The sequence below is a fragment of the Variovorax sp. 3319 genome (assembly GCF_031456585.1).
Taxonomy (GTDB): Bacteria; Pseudomonadota; Gammaproteobacteria; order Burkholderiales; family Burkholderiaceae_C; genus Variovorax; species Variovorax paradoxus_P.
In genome coordinates, this window is sequence record NZ_JAVDUZ010000016.1 from 17,072 (window position 1) to 35,600 (window position 18,529).

Here is an 18,529-nt window from a genome sequence, read left to right on the forward strand (position 1 = left end):
GTTCTAAGCATCGTATTTGTGAACGCCAGACACTGCAAACAATCGATACTTATGAAGTGGATAACAGTTCGTGATAGTTTCGAAAGTCCACTCTCCCTTTTTGAAGCCTGAGGAGGCTATCGAGCGCGCGAGCTCTCAATCGCAGCTCATTGCAGTCGCGCTCGTTGCATTTTGCTATGGCCGTTCGCGTAAACTGGTCCTGTGAAAATAGTCGTTGTGCAAAGAGAATGAATTTGGACCCCCAGTTGCGATCGCCGTTGCGCCTTAAAGCGCGCGAACGGGCTGCAGCTAGCAAGGACATGCTGCGAGGGCGTCTTCTCGCTCCCGAACTGCTGCGCGCCTTTGTTGCGGTGGTCGAATGCAACGGCTACACGCCTGCGGCGCAATTCCTGCATCGCACCCAAGCGGCGATCAGTCAACAACTCGCGCGCCTTGAAGATTGCACCGGGATCGATCTCTTCGAGAAACCTACCAGGCAGCTGAGATTGACGGAGCAGGGGAAGGTGCTGCTCGACTACGCTCGGCGATTGCTGGAGTTGAACAATGAAGCGATGGACAAGTTGCGGCCCGGCGTCGTCAGTGGCTCGGTCCGCATCGGCGCGACGAACCTCTATGCCACCACAGTGTTGCCGTCTCTTTTGGCCCGGTTCTCGGAGCTCTACCCTGCCATTCACATCGACTTGCAGGTGGGCGTTGCGGAGGACATGCAACGAAAGCTTGGACCGGCGTTCGATCTCACGATCAACGCCTTCCAAGGCGGCGAGGGCAACGGTCTCCTTCTCCGCAAAGATCCGGTGGTGTGGGCGGTGTCGACAAATGCTTCGCCTCACCACAAGCGGCCCGTTCCCCTCGCGCTGCTTCCGCAAGGGTCGCTTCTCAGGCGATGGGCGCAAGAGGCGCTGGCGTCCGCGGGTCATCCGTGGGTGGTGGTGCAGGAGAGCTCCAGCGTCGAGGTGCTGAAGGCGTCCGTGTCAGCGGGATTGGCGGTCGGGGTCTTCCAAGAGGCGACGATCAGTCCGGTGGCGGACATGCGAGTGTTGACGCCCGAGGAAGGCTTTCCGAAGTTGCCGTCATCCGAAATGTGGTTGGAGCGGTCAAGCCGCGAACTGCCAAGGGGGGCCAATTGCTTGTACGAGTTTCTGCTGGAGCAGCTACCTCCCTGGGTCCCTGAATGATCATTCGCCCGGCCGGGGGCGACTCACGATCTAAGTCACTTCAAACGGGCGCTGGAGCGCACTGGGCCGCTCTACTGCTCAGGGGCCCCGACGAGTTTTGGCGGCTTTCGCTTTCCGTGCGGAGCGTGGCCCCCGCGTGTTTAGGTATGCGATCGTCGGCAGCGCTTCTCGGCCACGCCGTGGCGCTCAGGAATTGACTGGCGGGAGATCCAACCGGCCCCTTCCCGCGAAGCGCTGCCGGCGTTCGCTTGCCGCCACATGAGCAATTTGCCTGCACAGCCGGCCGCCGAACCGGTGAACCGTTCCAGCGCTTGCGGGTAACCTGCCAGCCCCACTCAAGTTCTTTGTGCCATCCATACCGATAGCATCCATACATGGTCCATGCGCTTTCCAGAACCGCGACAAACGAATCCGCTTCATTCTCGCTTCCAAGCTCCGCCAACAGCGTCCCGCGCGGATACGCAGCGACGGCCGTCCTGGGCAACGCGCTAGAGTTCTACGATTTCGTCACCTACGCATTTTTCGCGGTGTTCATCGGCCAGGCGTTCTTCCCGGCTTCCTCGCCCTCGACGAGCTTGCTACTCTCGGTCGCCGTGTTCGGCGTTGGCTTCATTGCCAGGCCGCTGGGCGGCGTTCTCGTCGGCATGTATGCCGACAGGGTCGGAAGGCGACCGGCCATGTTGTGGACGATGTGGCTCATCACACTGTCAACCCTGGGGCTCGCGCTCACACCGTCCTATGCTGCCATCGGGCTGGCCGCGCCTGCGGCGGTGGTTGCATTTCGGCTCCTGCAGGGCTTCGCCATCGGTGGAGGGATTGGACCCACGACGGCATTTCTGGTCGAATCCGCCCCTCTCGGGCGCAGGGGACTTTTTGCCAGTTTCCAGTTGGCCAGCCAGGGGGCCGCGGCATTCGTCGCTGGGGTCGCCGGGATCGCCATGCACGCGATCACCACGCCGGAGCAAATGGCAAGTTGGGGATGGCGAGTCCCGTTCCTCGTCGGGTTGGTCATGATCCCCGTCGCCCTGTATGCGAGACGCCGGCTGCCAGAAACGCTCTTGGCCCCCTGCGCAAAAGCTGGCACTTGGGCAGGCTCGGAACTTCATTTGCACCGGCGCACCATTGTTCTTTCGGTTTTCGTGGTGGCGGGTGCGACGGTCTCCACCTACGTCGTCAATTTCATGACGACCTATGCGATGACGACGTTGAAGCTGTCGACGGGTGGCGCGCTGAGTGCCACGCTTGCGAGCGGTCTGGCAACCTGCGTTTTCGCATTGCTGGGTGGTTGGCTCAGCGACCGGTGCGGACGCAAAGGCGTCATGGTGTGGCCCCGGGCCGTCGCTGCGCTGATCACGGTGCCGTCGTTCATGCTGCTGGTGCACTGGCCCAGCGCCGTCTTGCTGGTCCTCGTGGCCTCCACGCTGGCTGCGCTCACCGCACTCAGTGCTGCGGGCTCGTTCGCTGCGATTCCGGAGTTGCTTCCCGCAGGTGTCAGGGCCACCGGCTTGGCGATCGCCTACGGCTTGGGGGTATGCATCTTCGGCGGGTCGACGCAGTTCGTCGTGGCGTGGCTCACGGAGTTCATGGGCAGTCCCCTGATGCCGGCCTGGTATGTCGCGGGAACCAGCCTTGTCACGCTTGTCGCGATGATGGCACTGCCTGAAAGCAACGCGCGCGACCGGGGATAGATCGCGCGAGCGCCCCGTGTGGGCTCTTCGCAGAGCCCTTTGCGAACCCTGCACAAGCAGGAGTGAAAGTGCGCCCGCCATCTGCGAAATTCGACACCGACCGCATGTGCGGAACGGCTCAATTCGCAAAATGGCATCTCATCCCTACCTCGACGACTTCGTGCTTTCACACCCTCGCTTCTACAAGGAAACGAAGTGGCTGATCATGAGCCAGATCAAATACAAGGAGACGGCGGAGAAAGTGCGCCAGGGCTTCCGCTACTTCTCCTGCGAAAGCGCCGAGCTGGTGGAGGCGTTCCATCGGCAGGATTTCGAAGCCATCTCAGCCTTGCCATTCTGCCTTGATGACGATGACGAGCCGGACACCAGCGCCGTGTGCCTGGACGTCTGGTACACCGCGTCAGGTGCGGCGGTGCTGGCTCAGCCGGTGGAATACATCAACCACAATCCGCAGCCCATCGCCGAGCCGCTTCTGCTCGAAGGCGATGCGTCCCGGGCCATTCTGGAAATGGTCAGGACGCTGGATCAGAGTCTCTGAACCCCCTTCGACACGCCGCGGGGAGGACGATGGACAGTGTCCATGGCGGTTTGCTCCAATCACCTTCTCTCACCGGATTGTCCAGCCTCTCATGCCTCCTTACTCTTTCGAACGCGGCGGCGCATGGCTGCGGCAAGCCGCCGGGTGGCCACGCGCCGCTGCCCTTGCCGCATTCGGCATGCACTCGGTGTTGATGGCCACCGTCCTGCCCGCGCCGCCGGCACCCCCATATGAACACGGCACCGGGCGGCCCTCCCCGACCCTGCGCGGCGACTTTTCTGAAATCAAGCCGATGCGCAAGCAGCTGCGCCGCTGCAGCGAAGAGGTCGAGCAGGAGGCACGGCAGAACAGCACCGGGAAGTGGGCGCCCTCGCCGGCGGCGCGCGCCCAGGCGGTGAGGGAGTGCGAGGCGACCAATGCGATCTGGGAAGAAGCAAACCGGGAAGAGATCGCCAGGGTGCAGCGCCAGAATGCCTCGCGGGCGGCCGATCTGGCCAAGGCCCGGGTCGATCTGCAGGCGGCACAGACCAACTTTGAGGCGGAGGAACATGAAGTCCACCGGCTGGTCGAGAGATGGCTTACCCGCATCGATTCGAGTTTCAGGCCCGATGGCCTGATGCTCCTGGCGGACAACCCGCACCTGCTCAAAGGCGCCACGATTGCAGGTCCGTTCCGGTTGCTTGAGCGGCGCAGCGCAGATTCGGCGATTGCGACTTCGGGCAATGCCTACATCAGGATAGAGAAGATACCTCCCGAACTGCCGCTGTTTTCGGATCGCCCCTTCGTGATGATCGCAAGAGTCAAAGAGGTGGAAAGTCCCGATCCGAAATCCGCATTCAGGTCCAAGCCCATGGCGGTGGTGGAATGGAGCGACGGCGGCGACTGCGCGCTCGCGACCGGCTCCGCAGGCCCTCGCGCGGGGCTGGGTTGCCTCCCATGGAAAGGACTCCAGCGCAGCCTCCACGCGGCTTCGCACGTTCAGCGACCCTGATCGCCTTGCACGCGGCAGCAACCACAATACAGCTCATGTTCTCCGACCCTTGGCTCGACCGCTGGCTAGCTCTGATCGCGGAGCGGAGCGCATCCTCCCCGGTGCTGGAGATCGGCTGCGGCTATGGGGACGACACATCGACGCTTGCAGAGGCCGGCTTCGACGTCGTGAGCTTCGATCTCTCGGCAGCCTGCGTGGCCGCGACGAAGTTGCGAGTGCCCCGAGCGCGGGTCATGCGGCGCGATGCGCGCGCGCCCCTTCCAGTTGGCGATGGGGCGGTCGGCGCGGTGATCGCCAGCCTTTCGCTCCACTACTTTCCATGGCAGGAGACACTCGCTATCGTCGACGGCATCCAAAAGGCCCTGGGCGAGAATGGCGTGCTGCTGTGCCGGTTGAACTCCACCGAGGACCGGAACTTCGGGGCCGGCCATGGTGTGGAACTCGAGACCAACTATTTCGAGTTCGAGGGGCAGACCAAGCGGTTCTTTGACCGGGAGACTGCCGCCGATTTGTTCGGTCCCGCATGGCGCGTGATTTCGCTGGAGCACATGACAACGGGGAAGTACTTCCGGCAGAAGTCGCTCTGGGAAGTGATCGCGCAGAAGGCTGCCTGAGCATCGTCAGAGCGTTCACAGCACCAGCTGCTTTTCGAACCCCGGCATCGCGGCATACGTGGCTGTGAACAAGCCCGCCGAAAGCGCACGCTTGAGCTGTGTAGGCGCGAGCCCGGACAAGCTGCGCACCTGATGGCACATGTGGCTTTGGTCGGCGTAGCCCGCTTCGAGGGCCAGTGCGGCGCCGGACTGACCACCTGCCAGACCGGCCACGGCGTGCTGGAAGCGCTCGATGCTTCTGTAGCGAGACATGGAAACACCATGCTCGCGGAGAAAGACGCGCTCCCGCTGGCGCTGAGATCTTGGGCTGGCGTTGCGAAGAGATCCCGGCCCGGCTGACCCCGGACCGGCGCGCGGCGTCGAGCGACCTGCTGCCTGCCTCCAGGCGTCTTCCAACCAATGCAGAAGAACCCACGAGCGACCGTGTGCGTTGCCTGCTTCGCGCATGGCCGACAACAGCCGTCTGCAATGCCGAGCCGGTGCCAGGTCCGTCATGCTCAACCTTCGATCGGTGCATGCAGAACTGGGCGTCGCGCCCACGGTGCAGATCCAGCGGGGATCAAGCAGGGCGAGCGTCACCGCAACGTCACGCGAAACGGCGTAGCGGCCTGCACGTGTGGCGGCACCCGTGAGCGCGAGAACGGGCGCGGCGCGGTCGTCTTTGTCGCTCGCGATTTCTCCCCTTGTTGTGACGCTGAGTACGGCCACATTGGCCGGCAGAGTTCTGCCCGTCCAATCGGCGTCGCCCATTCGCCCGCACACGTCCACGATCGACACCAGGCCTGGAATTGAGATCGCGGGCGCTCCCAGCGTATGGATCCGAAGCACCGCACCATGTCGGTTTCGTACAAGACGCTCAACCCCGCCGCCACTACGCTGGTGACTTGCCACTTCAAGGCAAGGAACATCAACGCAAGAGGAGGAACGGTGAAGGCGTTTGGAATTCTTCGTCATGGAACAAGTGCGGAACTCGGGCAACTGGAGCTCCCGGTACCGAAGCCCGGCCCGTTCGAAGTGCTGGTGCGTGTCGTGTGCAGCAGTGTCAATCCGGCGGACATCCGAGCGCGCACGCCTTCGGCGCAACGGGTGATCGCGCGGACCTTCCCGGTGGTGCTCGGCTACGATGTGTCGGGGGTGGTGGAATGCGTTGGGGAGTGTGCCACGAGATTCGCGCCGGGCGATGAAGTGTTCGGCTCACCGAGCCTTAAGGGGCAGGGCGCAAATGCCGAATGGGTCCTGGTCGACGAGCGATCCCTGCAGCCGAAGCCGTCCGACTGGTCGCATGCCGAAGCTGCCGCGCTGTCGCTCGCAGGCGTGACGGCGCTTGAATGCCTGGAGCGCGCGCAGTCGATTACGCACGCGCGGCGCGTGCTGATCCATGCGGGCGCAGGGGGCGTCGGGCATCTTCAATTGCAGCTGGCGCGGGCGCTCGGCTTCGAAGTCTGGGCCACTGCGGGATCCGACGCATCTGTCGCGGCCTGCAAGCGCTTTGGTGCCGACAGAGTGTGCGACTACCGCGAACAGGATTTCGTTCAGGCCTGCAGGGCCGAAGCGGGGCCAGGCGGCATGCCGATCATCATGGACAACGTGGGCGGCGATGTGTTCATGCGCTCGATGGAAGCGCTGGCGCCTTTGGGCGTGCTCGTTTCGATCGTGCCGACGCAGGGCACGGTCGCCGACAGGCTTTTTCCAAAAGCGGCATCGCTGGTCTACCACGTGATGGGAGCCGAGTCGCTGTGGGCGATCGACCCCCGTAGCCAGGGACGCGCGCTCGGCCGTGTGGTGCAACTGGCCTTGGAGCACGGCGTTCGCGCACACATCGGCCATCGCTGGCCTGTGCGCGAACTGGCGCTGGCGCACGCGCAGATCGAGAGTGGCCGGACGATCGGGAAGGTCGTGATCGACGTTCAGAATGGCTGGTAGCGCGGGCTCCCGGGGTGATCCGCGAGGCCGGAGCCCCGGGGGCTGTCGGACTGCGAAATTTGGCAAACCGACGCACATGCACCGTTGTTGCCAATGCAATCACTTCTCAACGTGGTGCGGAAAAAACTTGATCACGGCGTCGGTGTTGTCCACCTTCTTGTTCTCGCCAAGATCGATCAACAGCAAGGCTTCCTGCGGGCGGCCGTAGTTGGGATCGGTCATGCGGATCACCGCATAGGTCTTGCGGAATTTCGACGAGTGGAGTTCTGCGGGAGCGATCTCGCGCGTGGTGACCATGCCGTTGTCGGACATGCGGTACTGCCCGCTCACCGGTGTCAGGGTGAGCGTCTTTGCGGTGGTGCCCTCGTCGTCAGTGACGCTCCCCACCGCGACCGTCGCGCGGACCGTGGTCAAGCTCGACTTTACCTGCCCCGCGGGGCTTGTCGCTTGCAGGAAGGTCTCCTGCGTGACGGTGCCCGGCCCGTCCTTTTCGAAATGCAGCACCTGTGCGCCACCGGTAGGCGCCTTTGCCATTCCGCTTGCGCGGTCGTACGACACGGTGGGACTCAGGGCGCCAGAGCGCCATACCGGCCCCGGCGTCTTGAACTCCGGCGGGATGTCTCTCGATTGCGCCAGTGCCCCCCCGCTAACGAGGAGCGCCAGGAAGGCGGTGCGCATCACCCGGCGCCGAATGAGGCTTTTCATCGTTCCGGCGCTTGAAGACTCAGCGGTAGCCCGGCTCATTGGCATTGTGAATAATCCAGATCAAATGGCCGTTGGAGAAGTCTCCGATGCCACCGCCCGCGAAGATGAGGCGGCCTTGACCCTTGTAGGTCATCTCGAAACGGTGGCGGTCCGCTCCCATGTAGAAGGGAATCCACGCCTTTCCTGTCATGTAGGCGCCCTGGTCGGTGGGCTGGCCAACGACCTCGCTGACCTGGCGAACGCTCATGCCGATCTGCAGGCTGCCGAACTTGCTCCCACGCGCGGGCCTGCCGGTGATCTCTCCCTCGTAGTCGTTCAATCCCTTCACGAGGCGTCCGCTTCCGGACTCAACCTTAGAGGAGTCAATGACATTGCCTTGGGCGTCCATGCCGGGCTTCGGTGTGCCGGAGGGAGCGGCAGCACCGAATGTCGCCGACGTCGTTGCCTCGACAGGCTTGGCTGCGTCCTTTGGAGCTGCGCCGCAGTCGTCCAGATCGATCAGGGTGCGCCTGGCCTTGGATTCATATCGCGCATCCTGTACGCGCGCCACCAGATCGCCGCCTTGGAAAGACGATGACGATGCATTCTTGCGACAGCGAAAGACGATCCGGTCATCCGGATCGACAAGATACTGCGCGGCGTCTCGTGAGCTCTCTGAGCGCACGAGCGACAGATGCACAGATTTGCCGATGAGTGCTGCGCGCCAGCGAGGACTGGAAGTACGACTCTTCACAGCGGCTTTCAATTGCTCATAGTCGAGATCCGCACGCTTTTTGGAAGCGAGTGGCTCCGGCTGAAGTGCTGGGTCGACAGAAGAGCTGGGCGGTGGAGGCTCCGTAGCCGCAGCGTTGGTAGCCTTGTTGGAAGCGCAGCCTGCGAGTGCGAGCAGCACGGCGGCGCACAGGGGCGCCAGAAGAGATCTCGGTTGCATGGTTCAAGCGTTCGAAAAGCACTCAATTTTCCTCGCACAGGCGCTGCGGGGCGGCCCGCCTTTGGCGGATTGACGTCGTGCACCGCATCGAATAGACGCACGTCTCATCAGTGGACCTGCGCGGTGCGTTCCGATAGACATGCCGCTGGCAGAAAACCTGCACAAATGCCGCGACACATGATCGTGGGCAGGGCCAATCGCTGCCGAGCACCGACAGACGAATACCGCAGAGCGATGGCAATGAAAATCATGCAAACGCAGCTGTCCGAGCCGATAGGCTCAAGGTACCCTGCGAATTTGCCTCATGGCTTCGAGGCTCAACCGAGTGGGAATCGCAGCTCGTCAATTGCCTGGCTCCAATCAACATCATGCTTTCCATCGACGCATTAGCACCGGCGGCGTACATGACATTGGCGACCTGAAGACGCTTGCACTGGATCCTTGGCAAAGCTCATTCACAACATGCGCCTTCACGATGAATCGCGCAACGATCTCCAATGAAACTCATCTATTCACGCCTCTCTCCCTACGCGCGCAAAGTGCTCGTGCTCGCGCACGAACTGGGCATTGTCGAGCAGCTGGAACTGGTTGCAGCCACGGTCACGCCGACGACGCACGACGCGGTCGCGAATCTGCACAATCCTTTCGGAAAAGTGCCGACGCTGTTATTGGAGGATGGACAAGTCCTTCTGGACAGCCGCGTGATCTGTGACTATCTGCTCGATGTCTACGGTTCGCCGGCCCTGTCTCCAAGCGGCGCGGAGCTTTGGGCGATGCGAACACGCGCCGCCGTCGCCGAGGGATTGATGGATGCGGCCATGGTCGTGCGCTATGAAATCGGGCTCAGGCCCGAGGCCGTGCAATGGAAGGAGTGGGTTGCAGCCTACGAGAAGAAGATCACGCAGGCGTTGGATTTTCTGGAGCGCTCTGCCGCCAATGTGGCAACCCCGATGCCCTCCCTTGCCGACATTGGAATGGCGTGTGCCTTGGGGTATCTGGACTTCCGGTTTGCTCACTTGAACTGGCGACATGGACGTCCGCAACTGACCGCACACCATGAGGCGCTCGCCGGGCGTCCGTCCCTCATTGCGACGCGGCCTTCGTGATGGACAGGCCCAGTTTCCCGATGTCGATTCGCAAGCGTTCCATTGTCCGCTTCGCTCTCGCCCCAGCGATTGCGCTGCTCCACGCGGCCGCGTGCTGCCAAACGACACCTGTCGGGGCGCAAGAAGTGCAAAGGGCGACGCTGCCTGCAGAAGAGCATGTCCGCGCGGTTTCGTCGATCAAGCGTCTGACTGACGGAACGCTGTCGTGTGCCGAGCTTCAGTCGAGGGTCGCCGAGCTGGATCGTCTCTCGGCAGGGACGGCGCAGCAAGCCAACTCCGCGGCGACCGGTGTCGAACACGCTCAACGCGAGTTGATTGCGGGAGCAACAATCCCCGCGCCGCCGGCGAGCAGTTTGGCGACGGGTGCAGCCGTGACAGTCCTCGAGGCGGTTCCCATTGCTGGCAACCTGGCATCCAGCGTGATCACGCGGTCCGTTGCGACGCCTGCTGTACCCGCCATGTCGGCGCAGGCGCATGCTGCCGCCCTGCGCTCGGTGATGGAGACCGGAAAACTCCAGATGATTCAGTATGCAACTGCGGCCAGGCGCGACCACTTGCGCGAGCTGCATACGCGCAACCATTGTGCAGGCGTTGCGCCATGAAGCAGCACGCGGCATCTGCCCGAGTGAGAGGCGAGAAAAAAGTGAAGAGATCGGCGTTGTTCCTTGGTTTTCTTGTTGCCTGCACTTTGGCTTCAGGACAGGTTCCAGGTGCTCCAAAAGTGTCGCGCATAGAAGACGGCGAGATGCCTGGTTCGCTTCCGGGAGTTCATCGCGCGACGGACGGGTCGATGGCTTGCGGCGACCTGCAACGGGAAGCTCAGTCGCTCGAACGCATGATTCAGTCGCACCAGCAGACGATGGCGGATGCCTTGGATATTGCGGGCGCGACAGCGACAGAGATCGACAAATTGTCGGCTGTGCCCAGTTCTTACGCGGGCACGGGGCTCCAGGCTGCAACTTCGTTCTTGCCAATGATTCCGGGGGTTGGCCCCCTTGGCGGGCTTGCGGTGGGCCTCGCAAGCGATGCAGCAAGCGCCGTGTCATCTGGCCAGTCGTCTTCCACCAGCGCCGCGCAAAGTTCGATGCAAAAGGCGATGGACGCTCAACAGGCCTTGTATTTCGAGGAGGCGCGACACCAGCATGTCGTCGCCCTCTTTTTAGACAAGAGGTGCCCGCTCCGCTGATTCCGCCAGTGGCGGTTGGCCGGCCGTCGCGAGTGGGAAGTCATGGTGAATCGCCTTCACCAGATTTGCTTCGGCCGCAATGCGCTTTTTAGAAGCCAGTCATCATCTCCTGCATCCGAAGAGTATCTGTGGACCAATAGTTCTGCGATGGTCGACCGGGCGTTCTCTGCGGCCTCAATCGTCGCCAATGGCTTCCGCCACCCAGCGGCGTCGCGGGCGCCGAGTTTTTTTCTCAACAATTCTCCCGAAAAAGCATGCACTCCCGACAGTTTCTCGCCGCCTTGGCCGTCACGCTCATCGGAGCCGTCATCCCGTCGAAACCAGCCCTCGCGCGAAGGCGGGATGACCGAGGGGAATACCAGATCTTGCAAGCTCGTTATGGAACGGCGACACGCAACATCGATGTGACTGAACGCCTCAAGCAGTTGGCGCGCTACGAGCGCCGGATACAAATCTCCAACGAGCTTTTTGGGGAAGACCCCGCTGTAGGGGAACACAAGGCCTTGCGGATCTATGCCCGTGGTCGAAATCGTGCAACGCGTGTCTTCGAATATCAAGAGAAAGATTTCATCGACAGTTCCCACTTCAACGGCTGGAGCGAGGGACGCTGGGGCGATCGAAATGGGCGGGGGCACCGCTGGGATGACGGGATCTCTGACGCAAGAGAGAGGGTCACGGTCTTGGCCGCGAGCTATGGTTCGGGGCGGCGTTCCCGCGAAGTGACAGACGTCGTCCGCGCGATGGTTCGTGGCGGCCGGATTGACATGGCCGTCGAGAATCACACTCTTGGTACCGATCCCGTTCCCGGCAGGCCCAAGACGCTGACGGTGGTCTACACCGTCGACGGGCTCCGGCGACAAGCGCGGGTGCCGGAACATGGGCGACTGTTGCTGCCGTAGGCACACAAACCGTCGCGTTCATCGCATCGTGCAATTCACGATGTTGGCTGACGAGTAAGGGTCACCGGAATTCGCATGTTGCATCGCTCGAGCTCGCCGCGTGTTTCGAATGTTCCTTTGATCGAGTCACCAATGATGGTGCCCGATATGACGAACTCGATGTTGTCCGAGACGACAATCCAGTTCACGCCGCCGTTCGCGTTGGTGTTGCCGGAGATCTTGCCTCTGGGCATGCAATCCGCCTTGGTCGTGGTGGCTTCACCTTGCTGAAACTTCGTGCCGTTTAGCTCGGTGCTCTCGAGTCGCAGGCGCAGTCCCCAGTCGTCGGCCTTCCCGACCCACTCTTCGGCGGTCGAGGACGGTGCCTGGATGCCGGGAGGCGCGGCAAGTCCGCTCGATTTCTCATCTTCACATCCCGCGAGCGACAAGCTCAATGCACAAGCGAGAAGTGAATGACAGTATCGGGTGAAAAATCTGGGCATATGAATCGACGTTGGGCCGGAGGTGACGAAAGCGTGGCAGACCGGTACCGTCGAGTCTATGAATCAGCAATGCATCTCGTGCTCCTACCTTTGCATGGGCCGGGACCGGGTTGACGCACTTGCGACCAACGTCCATGACTGTCGAAGCGCTCGGACGAGCCATTTCACCGTAACCCGGGAGCCGCTGTTTCTCGGCCCGCTTCGGATGTGAGCTTCCCTTGGGCGCGTCGTTCACCTCGGGCGGCCTGCATCGCGAGCGACCTTTTGCGCATCCACGGGTCACCGCGAAATGACAGCAGGCCGCCGTGGGCGAAGCATGCGAATAGTGACGATGGTTGTGACAGAGCCACATGACAATATTTCGAACCCGATGCGCTTCGGCCAACGTGCCACCAAGCGTGTTGATCGGGCGACTTCGGGGATCCGACACTCGCAGCTCATATCTTCAGAATTTCGACCTGGCTTGCGAGCACCCGCTTGGATGCAAAAGGATATCCTCCTGCCCATGCAGGTCTGGTCCTTTCTTACCGTCGCATTAGTATCGGAGCAGAGGGGCCGGCGGTAGAAGCGGGTTAGCGCCGCGATCAATTGAAAATGCACCCGGTCAACACTGCTTTATGTGAGACCCCGGCTCCTCGCCTGTCGTGATTGCATCGTGCCGCGGCGCAGGCTCTTTGGTAATTCCAGTGCCGGCACCCTCTACCGATGACTGCGTTCGTTCTCAGGATGCCCTGGGCGACGAAAACCTGCAATCGGCGGCGGTGACATCAACAGCTTTTCTCCCACGTGCGCCTTGGATGTGGCGCACATGGCTGTCTGGCATTGGCGCACCCCGTTTCCTGCACGGGTAGCAGCACCAGGCAGGGTCTCTGCCGTCCCCGTGGGTAAGGATTCCGGGGAAACGCGCACGACGCGAACCCTGCCCATGCCTCTCGGAGTTCGCAGCAAGGCGAAGTCCGCTTGTATAAGGTGAAGCCTGCGTATGTCTCACCTGAAAATCAACATACCAGGCTTCGTGGCCATTCACGGTGAGCTCCGCTAGCGGCAAACCAATTCTGCCTTCAGCGGCGGGAATCCGGACTCGTGCGGTTGCATGAGGAGGGCGGGGCCGCGCCTTCTTGCTCAACACGCGCGCCATCCGGCGCGGGTAATGCACCGGCACGCACAGGATGGATGTACATGCAGCGTAAACTTCTCTAACTTTCTTCTTACCTTCATGGAGAACTTTGACGGTGCGATATGAGGCATTCTTGACTGCAGTGCGGGAGGGGCGGTTTGCGAGATAGCTTGTGGTTGTTTGGCACGCCCTCGATACGCTTTGCACAAAGCGGTCACCACGATCTGCTGGGGGACAACCGGCCCGCCGCACTCATTGCCTATGTGGCCAGCCAACCGGGCTGGGTCTCGCGGGAGTCGCTGGCCGATGTTCTGCGGCCGGATGCCAATGCGCACACGGCTCGCGCTTACCTTCGCCGCCTCCTGCACCGTACACACGAACTCTTTCCCTCGATGAGTTCCTTGGTGGTGGAGGACACTCGAATTCGTTGGAGCGGCGAGTGCGACGTTCGAGCATTCGAGCATGCGCTCGACCAGGCAGATTGGACAGGCGCCATCGCGCTGCAGCAGGAGGCATATTTGACTGGCCTGCAGGCCACCGGCCTGCCCTTCCTCGACGAATGGTTCGTCGAGTGCCGGGTGCGGCTGTGGCGGCGGTTGAGCGTTGCACTCATGGCCGCCATCACCGCAGCGAGAAACCGCACCGGGGCGGACCGGGTGGACCTCATGCGCCGCCTTGCGGAGCACGATCCCCTGGACGAGAACGCGGTGCAATTCCTGCTCGCCAATGCGCGCAGTCAGCTTGAGCAGCACACGGCGATGGCAGCGTTCCAGACGCTGAGCCGCCTTTTTGCGACCCAGTTGGGCAAGCGTCCTTCACCCGAAACCGTGGCTATCCACGAGCAACTTGCCGGCCGCGGCGCCGCCGCGATGCCCGAAGACGGTTCGCCACATGAGTTCCCGGCCGCCGAAAAAGCGGGAGAGCACTCCACCCTGGGCGCAGTATTGCCACAGCTCCCGGGCCGTGAAGCGGAACTTCGCGACATCGAACTGAGCCTTGCCGATGCGAATTGCAGGCTAGTGACGATCTCGGGCTTCGGCGGAGTCGGGAAGACGCGACTGGCCCGTACCATCTACGAGAGATTCGTCTGCGATGCGGCGGTGCCATCGGCCTGGATCGACCTTCTGCCTGTGGAGTCGGGCCACGGTCTGCGCGTTGCCATCGCCTCTGCACTGAACATGCCGCCCCAGCATGGACCGATCGAGGATCAGCTGGTCGAGTGGCTGCGGGTGCGCAGGTTCGTCCTGTTCCTCGACAATTTCGAGCAGCTGGGCGAGCACCGCGGCTTTCTTTCGACGCTTCTGCAAGCCTCTGCGGGACTTCGATTCGTGGTGACGTCGCGGGAACCGCTGAAGCTGCCGGACGAGCGGATCTTCGCACTTGCTGGACTCGACGCGAAGGGGGCCGATTCTGCGGCGGCGCGCCTGTTCGAAGTGCTGGCGTCACGCATGGGGCATCCCGTTGCGCCGGGCGACTGCCCGCAGGTGGCGGAGCTGGTGGCTTATCTGGACGGGCTTCCCTTGGCGATCGAGTTGGCGGCGAGCTGGCTCCCCCTTTTTCCAGTCCGCCTGATTCTGGAAGAGCTTCGAAAAGACCCACTCTTCATCGATGCAGCCACGAACGGCCAGTCATTGGCCCGTCGCAGCATGACTTCCGTCTTTGAAGCGACCTGGAGACGCTTGACTTCGAGCGAGCGACATGTGCTCACCGCAATTTCGACGGTGGTCGGGTCGTTGAGCATCGAGATGGGTCGCAGCATCGCGGGCGCGACCGCATCGGCGCTGATGTCGCTGATCGGAAAGTCGCTGCTGCAACGTGTCGCACCCACCAGCTTCCGACTGCACCCGCTGCTGCGCGAGTTGATCAAAACACACGCCTGCGAGGGGGCGCTCCTGGAAGCCCGGCAACGTCACGCCGCCTTCTTCCTGAACCGGGTGGCGGCGCCGCCGGCGTTGAAGCCGGGACAATTCCAGTCGGGACGCATCGACGAACTCAAGGCGTGCTTCGACGACCTCAGTCACGCATGGCGCTTTGCCGTGGACACCGGCGAGCATGAGCTGATCGGCAGGGCATTGCCCAATATGGACCAGTTCCTTTTCATCGCATCCCGGTTCGAGGACGCGGTCGAGCTCTCCGACTATGCGCTTCGCGCGGGCGCGCGAGGGCGCATTGCCCACAGGCTGGCGAGCTGGCATGCGGCGTCATCGATCAGGCTCGGTCGAATGGACGAAGCCGAGCAAAAGATCCGCGCCACGCTCTCCCTGGGGCCCGTAGGAGCAGTGTTCGCGTGGTTGCACGTCGGCCTTGCGCGCATCTACTGGTTCAGGGGGCGTTACGACACCGCGCTGAGCCACGCGGATCTTGCCTTGCGCAGCGCCGAGGCGGATGATGTCTTTCTTCGGATGGTGGTCATCGAAGAGCTCGCTCAATGCCACTACGCGCTTGGCGAGCTCTCGACCGCGCTGGCGTATCTCCAGGAGAACCGGGAACTCGCGGCCAAGCACCAGGCCCGCCACATCGAAGGCCGCTCGTTGCAGCAGCTCGGCGTCGTCAATACGGCGGCGGATCGACCGCAGGACGCCGTGAAGCTCCTCGAAGCCTCAATCGCCGTGTTCCAGGAAATGGATGACACCTACCAGGTCGCGACCAGCCAGCGCGCCATGAGCTACTCCTACTACCGCCTGCGCGATCCGGCCGCCCAGATGTTCGCCGCGAGGGCAGCGCTCGAAACCTTCAGAGCCGGTGCGTACCAGCATGAGGTCGGCGAGAGCCTTTTTGCGGTCGCTACCGCGCTCGATGCCGCGGGGGACCACTTTCAGTCCATGCTGGTGAGCCGCGATGCGCTGGTCCGTTGCCAACAGGTCAACAATATTCCGGCGGCGATGCGCTGTGTCGGCGCGTTGGGTGTGTTCGCGATCGTGTTGCTCCGGGATAGGGAATTGGGCCTCGCCGTGCTGGAGTTTGCATTGAATCAGCCGGAATTTCGTCGCACCGACCGGGTCATCTTCGAGCGGCGCCTGTCGAACCTTGGCGTGAGCGAGGCCGAGCGCGAGCAAGCTCGCCAGCGCGCGAAGGATTGGACCTTTTCCCGGGTGTGCGCGATGCTCCTGAGCCTGTCGACCCACACTTGAAGTTGGGGCGCCTGCGAAAGGGGCCGCCGTGGCCGGGCGGGGCCTTAGCCGGTGCGCGAAATGCGGGCCCGGCAGGCGCCCAGACGCCATTCGGCCGGCGTCGTGCCCAGCATCCGCCGGAAGCTGGCGCCCATGTGCGATTGGCTCGCGTAGCCCGCCGCGGCGGCCACTTCTGCGAGGGGCACCCACGGATCCGCCGCGATGCGGCGGGCCTGCTGCAGGCGCCGCTCGGCCACATACGCGTGCGGTGTCAAGCCGAACGCCCTCGAGAAACCACGCAGGAACTGGAAAACACTTTCCTCGGTGAGACCGGCCAGAACCTCCAGCCGCAGATCGGCATGGCGGCCTTCATCGAGGGCCCGCTCGACCCATAGCGCCACCGGCTCGTAAGCGCGGCGGAGCTTGTCCTGAGCAGGTGGAACATTCCCCGCGGCTGACCATGCATGGAACACAAAGCCCTGCGCAAGCCCGGACAGTTGGTCCCAGCTGGCGGTGCCACTTGTCAGCGCCGCACGCAGCCGGCACGCCCAGCTCAGCGTCTGCTTGTCAGCGAGCCATTGGGGGCGATCCTGAACGAAAGATGTGTCGGCGGCGCGCGTGCGCACCAACAGATATTCGCCGCCCTGGGGCGATTCGGAGAACACGGCCATGCCTGCGGGCTTGAAGGACATCTCGCCGAAACGGCTCTGGAAGTCCATCCGACGATCGGAGTCGATGGCGTGAACCCCCCGCTGGGGCTCCATCGCGATACCCAGCACGCACCCATCGACACTGTCCAAGGCGCTGTAAGCGGCGCGCGGGAGCAATTCGATTTGCAAAGGTGCGGCGTCGAGCATCTGCAATTTCCTGATAGAACCTCCGCGCGTTCCTCGGCACCATGCCGGCTTTCCAAACTTCAGGCGTTGAAATGAAAGCAATCGGATTGATCGGCGGGATGAGCTGGGAGTCTACCGCCCTGTACTACAAGCTGATGAACCAAGAGGTCAACCGGCGTCTCGGAGGGCTGCACTCCGCGCATCTTTTGCTGCACAGCATCGACTTTGCACCGGTGGCACAGGCGCAGCATGACGGCGACTGGGACACTGCGGCGGCCGTTCTGCGAGACAGTGCAAGGCGGTTGGCCGCGGGCGGCGCTGAAGCGTTGGTGCTGTGCACCAACACCATGCACAAGTTGGCGCACGAGATCGAGCGCAGTTGCGAGTTGCCACTGCTGCATATCGGAGACAGCACAGGGCGTGCGGCGCAGGCGCTGGGCTGCCGCAAGGTCGGACTGCTCGCCACGGGATTCACCATGCGCGAGTCCTTCCTGAAGGATCGCCTTTCGGGATCCTACGGCCTCGAGGTCATTGTCCCTCCGAGCGACTCGCAGCAAGAGGTGCACCGGATCATCTATGAGGAACTGTGCAAGGGCGAAGTGCGCGAGAGCTCTCGATCGTTCTATCGCCGTGCGATCGATGAACTCAAGGCTCGGGGTGCCGAGGCGGTGATTCTGGGCTGCACGGAGATCACGCTATTGATCCAGGCCCAACACAGCAACCTGCCGCTTTTGGACAGCACCGCGCTGCATGCGCAGTCGGCCGTGGACTTTGCACTGGGCCCGCGGCGCTGAGCACCCATGCCGCATTTCGCCTTGCACTACAGCGCGAACCTCGGGGGCTTCGATGCGACTTCGTGCCTTGTCGCCGTGAATAACGCATTGGCCGCCTCCCGTCACTTCGAGGAGGCGGACATCAAAAGCCGGGCACTCAGGATAGAGAGCTATGAAGTTGGCACCCGTTCGCGGGGGCGAGGGTTTGTGGCTGCCCAGCTGTCCATTCTCGAAGGCAGGAGCGATAAGACGAAAAAGGAGCTGTCCGAGTCGGTGCTCAAGGCGATCCTGGGCTGCTCGACGCTCCAGGCCATCGTTGAGGTCCAGGTCACCGTGGAGGTCATCGACATCCATCGCGCAAGCTATGCGAAGACGGTGCTCGGCGAAGCGCGCTTTCTGGCAGAAGGCAACACCTGATTACAGCATCAGCAGGATTTTCGATGGCGGAGCCCGGC

The 18,529-nt window shown here is 62.6% G+C and carries 18 protein-coding genes; 13 read left to right on the forward strand and 5 right to left on the reverse strand.

Translation table 11 applies throughout. The features are described from left to right. The first annotated feature begins 233 nt into the window (after positions 1–233). The 5 genes from J2X67_RS25870 (at position 234) to J2X67_RS25890 (ending at position 5,006) form a co-directional block, all read left to right on the forward strand. The gene (locus J2X67_RS25870) at positions 234–1,175 is read left to right on the forward strand and encodes a LysR substrate-binding domain-containing protein (RefSeq protein ID WP_309957725.1); all 942 of its coding nucleotides are present in this window, start codon (positions 234–236) and stop codon (positions 1,173–1,175) included. A 374-nt stretch (positions 1,176–1,549) separates the two neighbouring features. Then, positions 1,550–2,863: an MFS transporter gene (locus J2X67_RS25875; protein WP_309957726.1), complete on the forward strand. Its 1,314-nt coding sequence runs from the start codon at positions 1,550–1,552 to the stop codon at positions 2,861–2,863. A gap of 130 nt (positions 2,864–2,993) precedes the next feature. After that, positions 2,994–3,401 carry a hypothetical protein gene (locus J2X67_RS25880; protein WP_309957727.1) on the forward strand — a complete coding sequence of 136 codons (408 nt, stop codon included), beginning with the start codon at positions 2,994–2,996 and terminating at the stop codon, positions 3,399–3,401. A 193-nt stretch (positions 3,402–3,594) separates the two neighbouring features. Next, complete coding sequence (locus tag J2X67_RS25885; RefSeq protein ID WP_309957728.1) at positions 3,595–4,392, forward strand: hypothetical protein; 798 nt, start codon at positions 3,595–3,597, stop codon at positions 4,390–4,392. Positions 4,393–4,427: 35 nt separating this feature from the next. After that, positions 4,428–5,006 carry a class I SAM-dependent methyltransferase gene (locus J2X67_RS25890; protein ID WP_309957729.1) on the forward strand — a complete coding sequence of 193 codons (579 nt, stop codon included), beginning with the start codon at positions 4,428–4,430 and terminating at the stop codon, positions 5,004–5,006. Positions 5,007–5,021: 15 nt separating this feature from the next. Here the strand turns inward: J2X67_RS25890 and J2X67_RS25895 are convergent, their stop codons facing one another. Continuing rightward, positions 5,022–5,960 carry a helix-turn-helix domain-containing protein gene (locus J2X67_RS25895; RefSeq protein WP_309957730.1) on the reverse strand — a complete coding sequence of 313 codons (939 nt, stop codon included), beginning with the start codon at positions 5,958–5,960 and terminating at the stop codon, positions 5,022–5,024. Here J2X67_RS25895 and J2X67_RS25900 point away from each other — a divergent pair. Continuing rightward, positions 5,841–6,929, forward strand: a complete 1,089-nt coding sequence (locus tag J2X67_RS25900; protein ID WP_309957731.1) for an NADP-dependent oxidoreductase — start codon at positions 5,841–5,843, stop codon at positions 6,927–6,929. The two genes, J2X67_RS25895 and J2X67_RS25900, sit on opposite strands and share 120 nt — an antisense overlap. 99 nt (positions 6,930–7,028) lie before the next feature. Here J2X67_RS25900 and J2X67_RS25905 read toward each other — a convergent pair whose 3' ends face one another. Both J2X67_RS25905 and J2X67_RS25910 read right to left on the reverse strand, forming a co-directional pair. Beyond that, positions 7,029–7,634 carry a hypothetical protein gene (locus J2X67_RS25905; protein WP_309957732.1) on the reverse strand — a complete coding sequence of 202 codons (606 nt, stop codon included), beginning with the start codon at positions 7,632–7,634 and terminating at the stop codon, positions 7,029–7,031. Between the two features lie 19 nt (positions 7,635–7,653). Beyond that, complete coding sequence (locus J2X67_RS25910) at positions 7,654–8,565, reverse strand: hypothetical protein (RefSeq protein WP_309957734.1); 912 nt, start codon at positions 8,563–8,565, stop codon at positions 7,654–7,656. 497 nt (positions 8,566–9,062) lie between these two features. Here J2X67_RS25910 and J2X67_RS25915 point away from each other — a divergent pair, with 497 nt between their 5' ends. The 4 genes from J2X67_RS25915 (at position 9,063) to J2X67_RS25930 (ending at position 11,756) form a co-directional block, all read left to right on the forward strand. Beyond that, a complete protein-coding gene (locus J2X67_RS25915) occupies positions 9,063–9,671 on the forward strand; it encodes a glutathione S-transferase N-terminal domain-containing protein (protein WP_309957736.1) in 609 nt (202 codons plus the stop codon). 20 nt (positions 9,672–9,691) lie between these two features. Next, complete coding sequence (locus J2X67_RS25920) at positions 9,692–10,273, forward strand: hypothetical protein (protein WP_309957738.1); 582 nt, start codon at positions 9,692–9,694, stop codon at positions 10,271–10,273. Beyond that, positions 10,270–10,857, forward strand: a complete 588-nt coding sequence (locus J2X67_RS25925) for a hypothetical protein (protein WP_309957741.1) — start codon at positions 10,270–10,272, stop codon at positions 10,855–10,857. The genes J2X67_RS25920 and J2X67_RS25925 overlap by 4 nt, the downstream gene beginning before the upstream one ends. Before the next feature lie 281 nt (positions 10,858–11,138). After that, on the forward strand, positions 11,139–11,756 hold the full coding sequence (locus J2X67_RS25930) for a hypothetical protein (protein WP_309957742.1): 618 nt from the start codon (positions 11,139–11,141) through the stop codon (positions 11,754–11,756). 35 nt (positions 11,757–11,791) lie between these two features. Here J2X67_RS25930 and J2X67_RS25935 read toward each other — a convergent pair whose 3' ends face one another. Further along, positions 11,792–12,190 carry a hypothetical protein gene (locus J2X67_RS25935; RefSeq protein WP_309957744.1) on the reverse strand — a complete coding sequence of 133 codons (399 nt, stop codon included), beginning with the start codon at positions 12,188–12,190 and terminating at the stop codon, positions 11,792–11,794. A 1,335-nt stretch (positions 12,191–13,525) separates the two neighbouring features. Between J2X67_RS25935 and J2X67_RS25940 the strand changes: the two genes are divergently transcribed. Then, complete coding sequence (locus J2X67_RS25940; RefSeq protein WP_309957745.1) at positions 13,526–16,486, forward strand: BTAD domain-containing putative transcriptional regulator; 2,961 nt, start codon at positions 13,526–13,528, stop codon at positions 16,484–16,486. A gap of 44 nt (positions 16,487–16,530) precedes the next feature. Here the strand turns inward: J2X67_RS25940 and J2X67_RS25945 are convergent, their stop codons facing one another. Next, complete coding sequence (locus J2X67_RS25945; protein WP_309957747.1) at positions 16,531–17,322, reverse strand: AraC family transcriptional regulator; 792 nt, start codon at positions 17,320–17,322, stop codon at positions 16,531–16,533. A gap of 71 nt (positions 17,323–17,393) precedes the next feature. Here J2X67_RS25945 and J2X67_RS25950 point away from each other — a divergent pair, with 71 nt between their 5' ends. After that, complete coding sequence (locus tag J2X67_RS25950) at positions 17,394–18,095, forward strand: aspartate/glutamate racemase family protein (RefSeq protein ID WP_309957749.1); 702 nt, start codon at positions 17,394–17,396, stop codon at positions 18,093–18,095. A 6-nt stretch (positions 18,096–18,101) separates the two neighbouring features. Then, the gene (locus J2X67_RS25955) at positions 18,102–18,491 is read left to right on the forward strand and encodes a 5-carboxymethyl-2-hydroxymuconate Delta-isomerase (RefSeq protein WP_309957751.1); all 390 of its coding nucleotides are present in this window, start codon (positions 18,102–18,104) and stop codon (positions 18,489–18,491) included. The last annotated feature ends 38 nt before the right edge of the window (positions 18,492–18,529 follow it).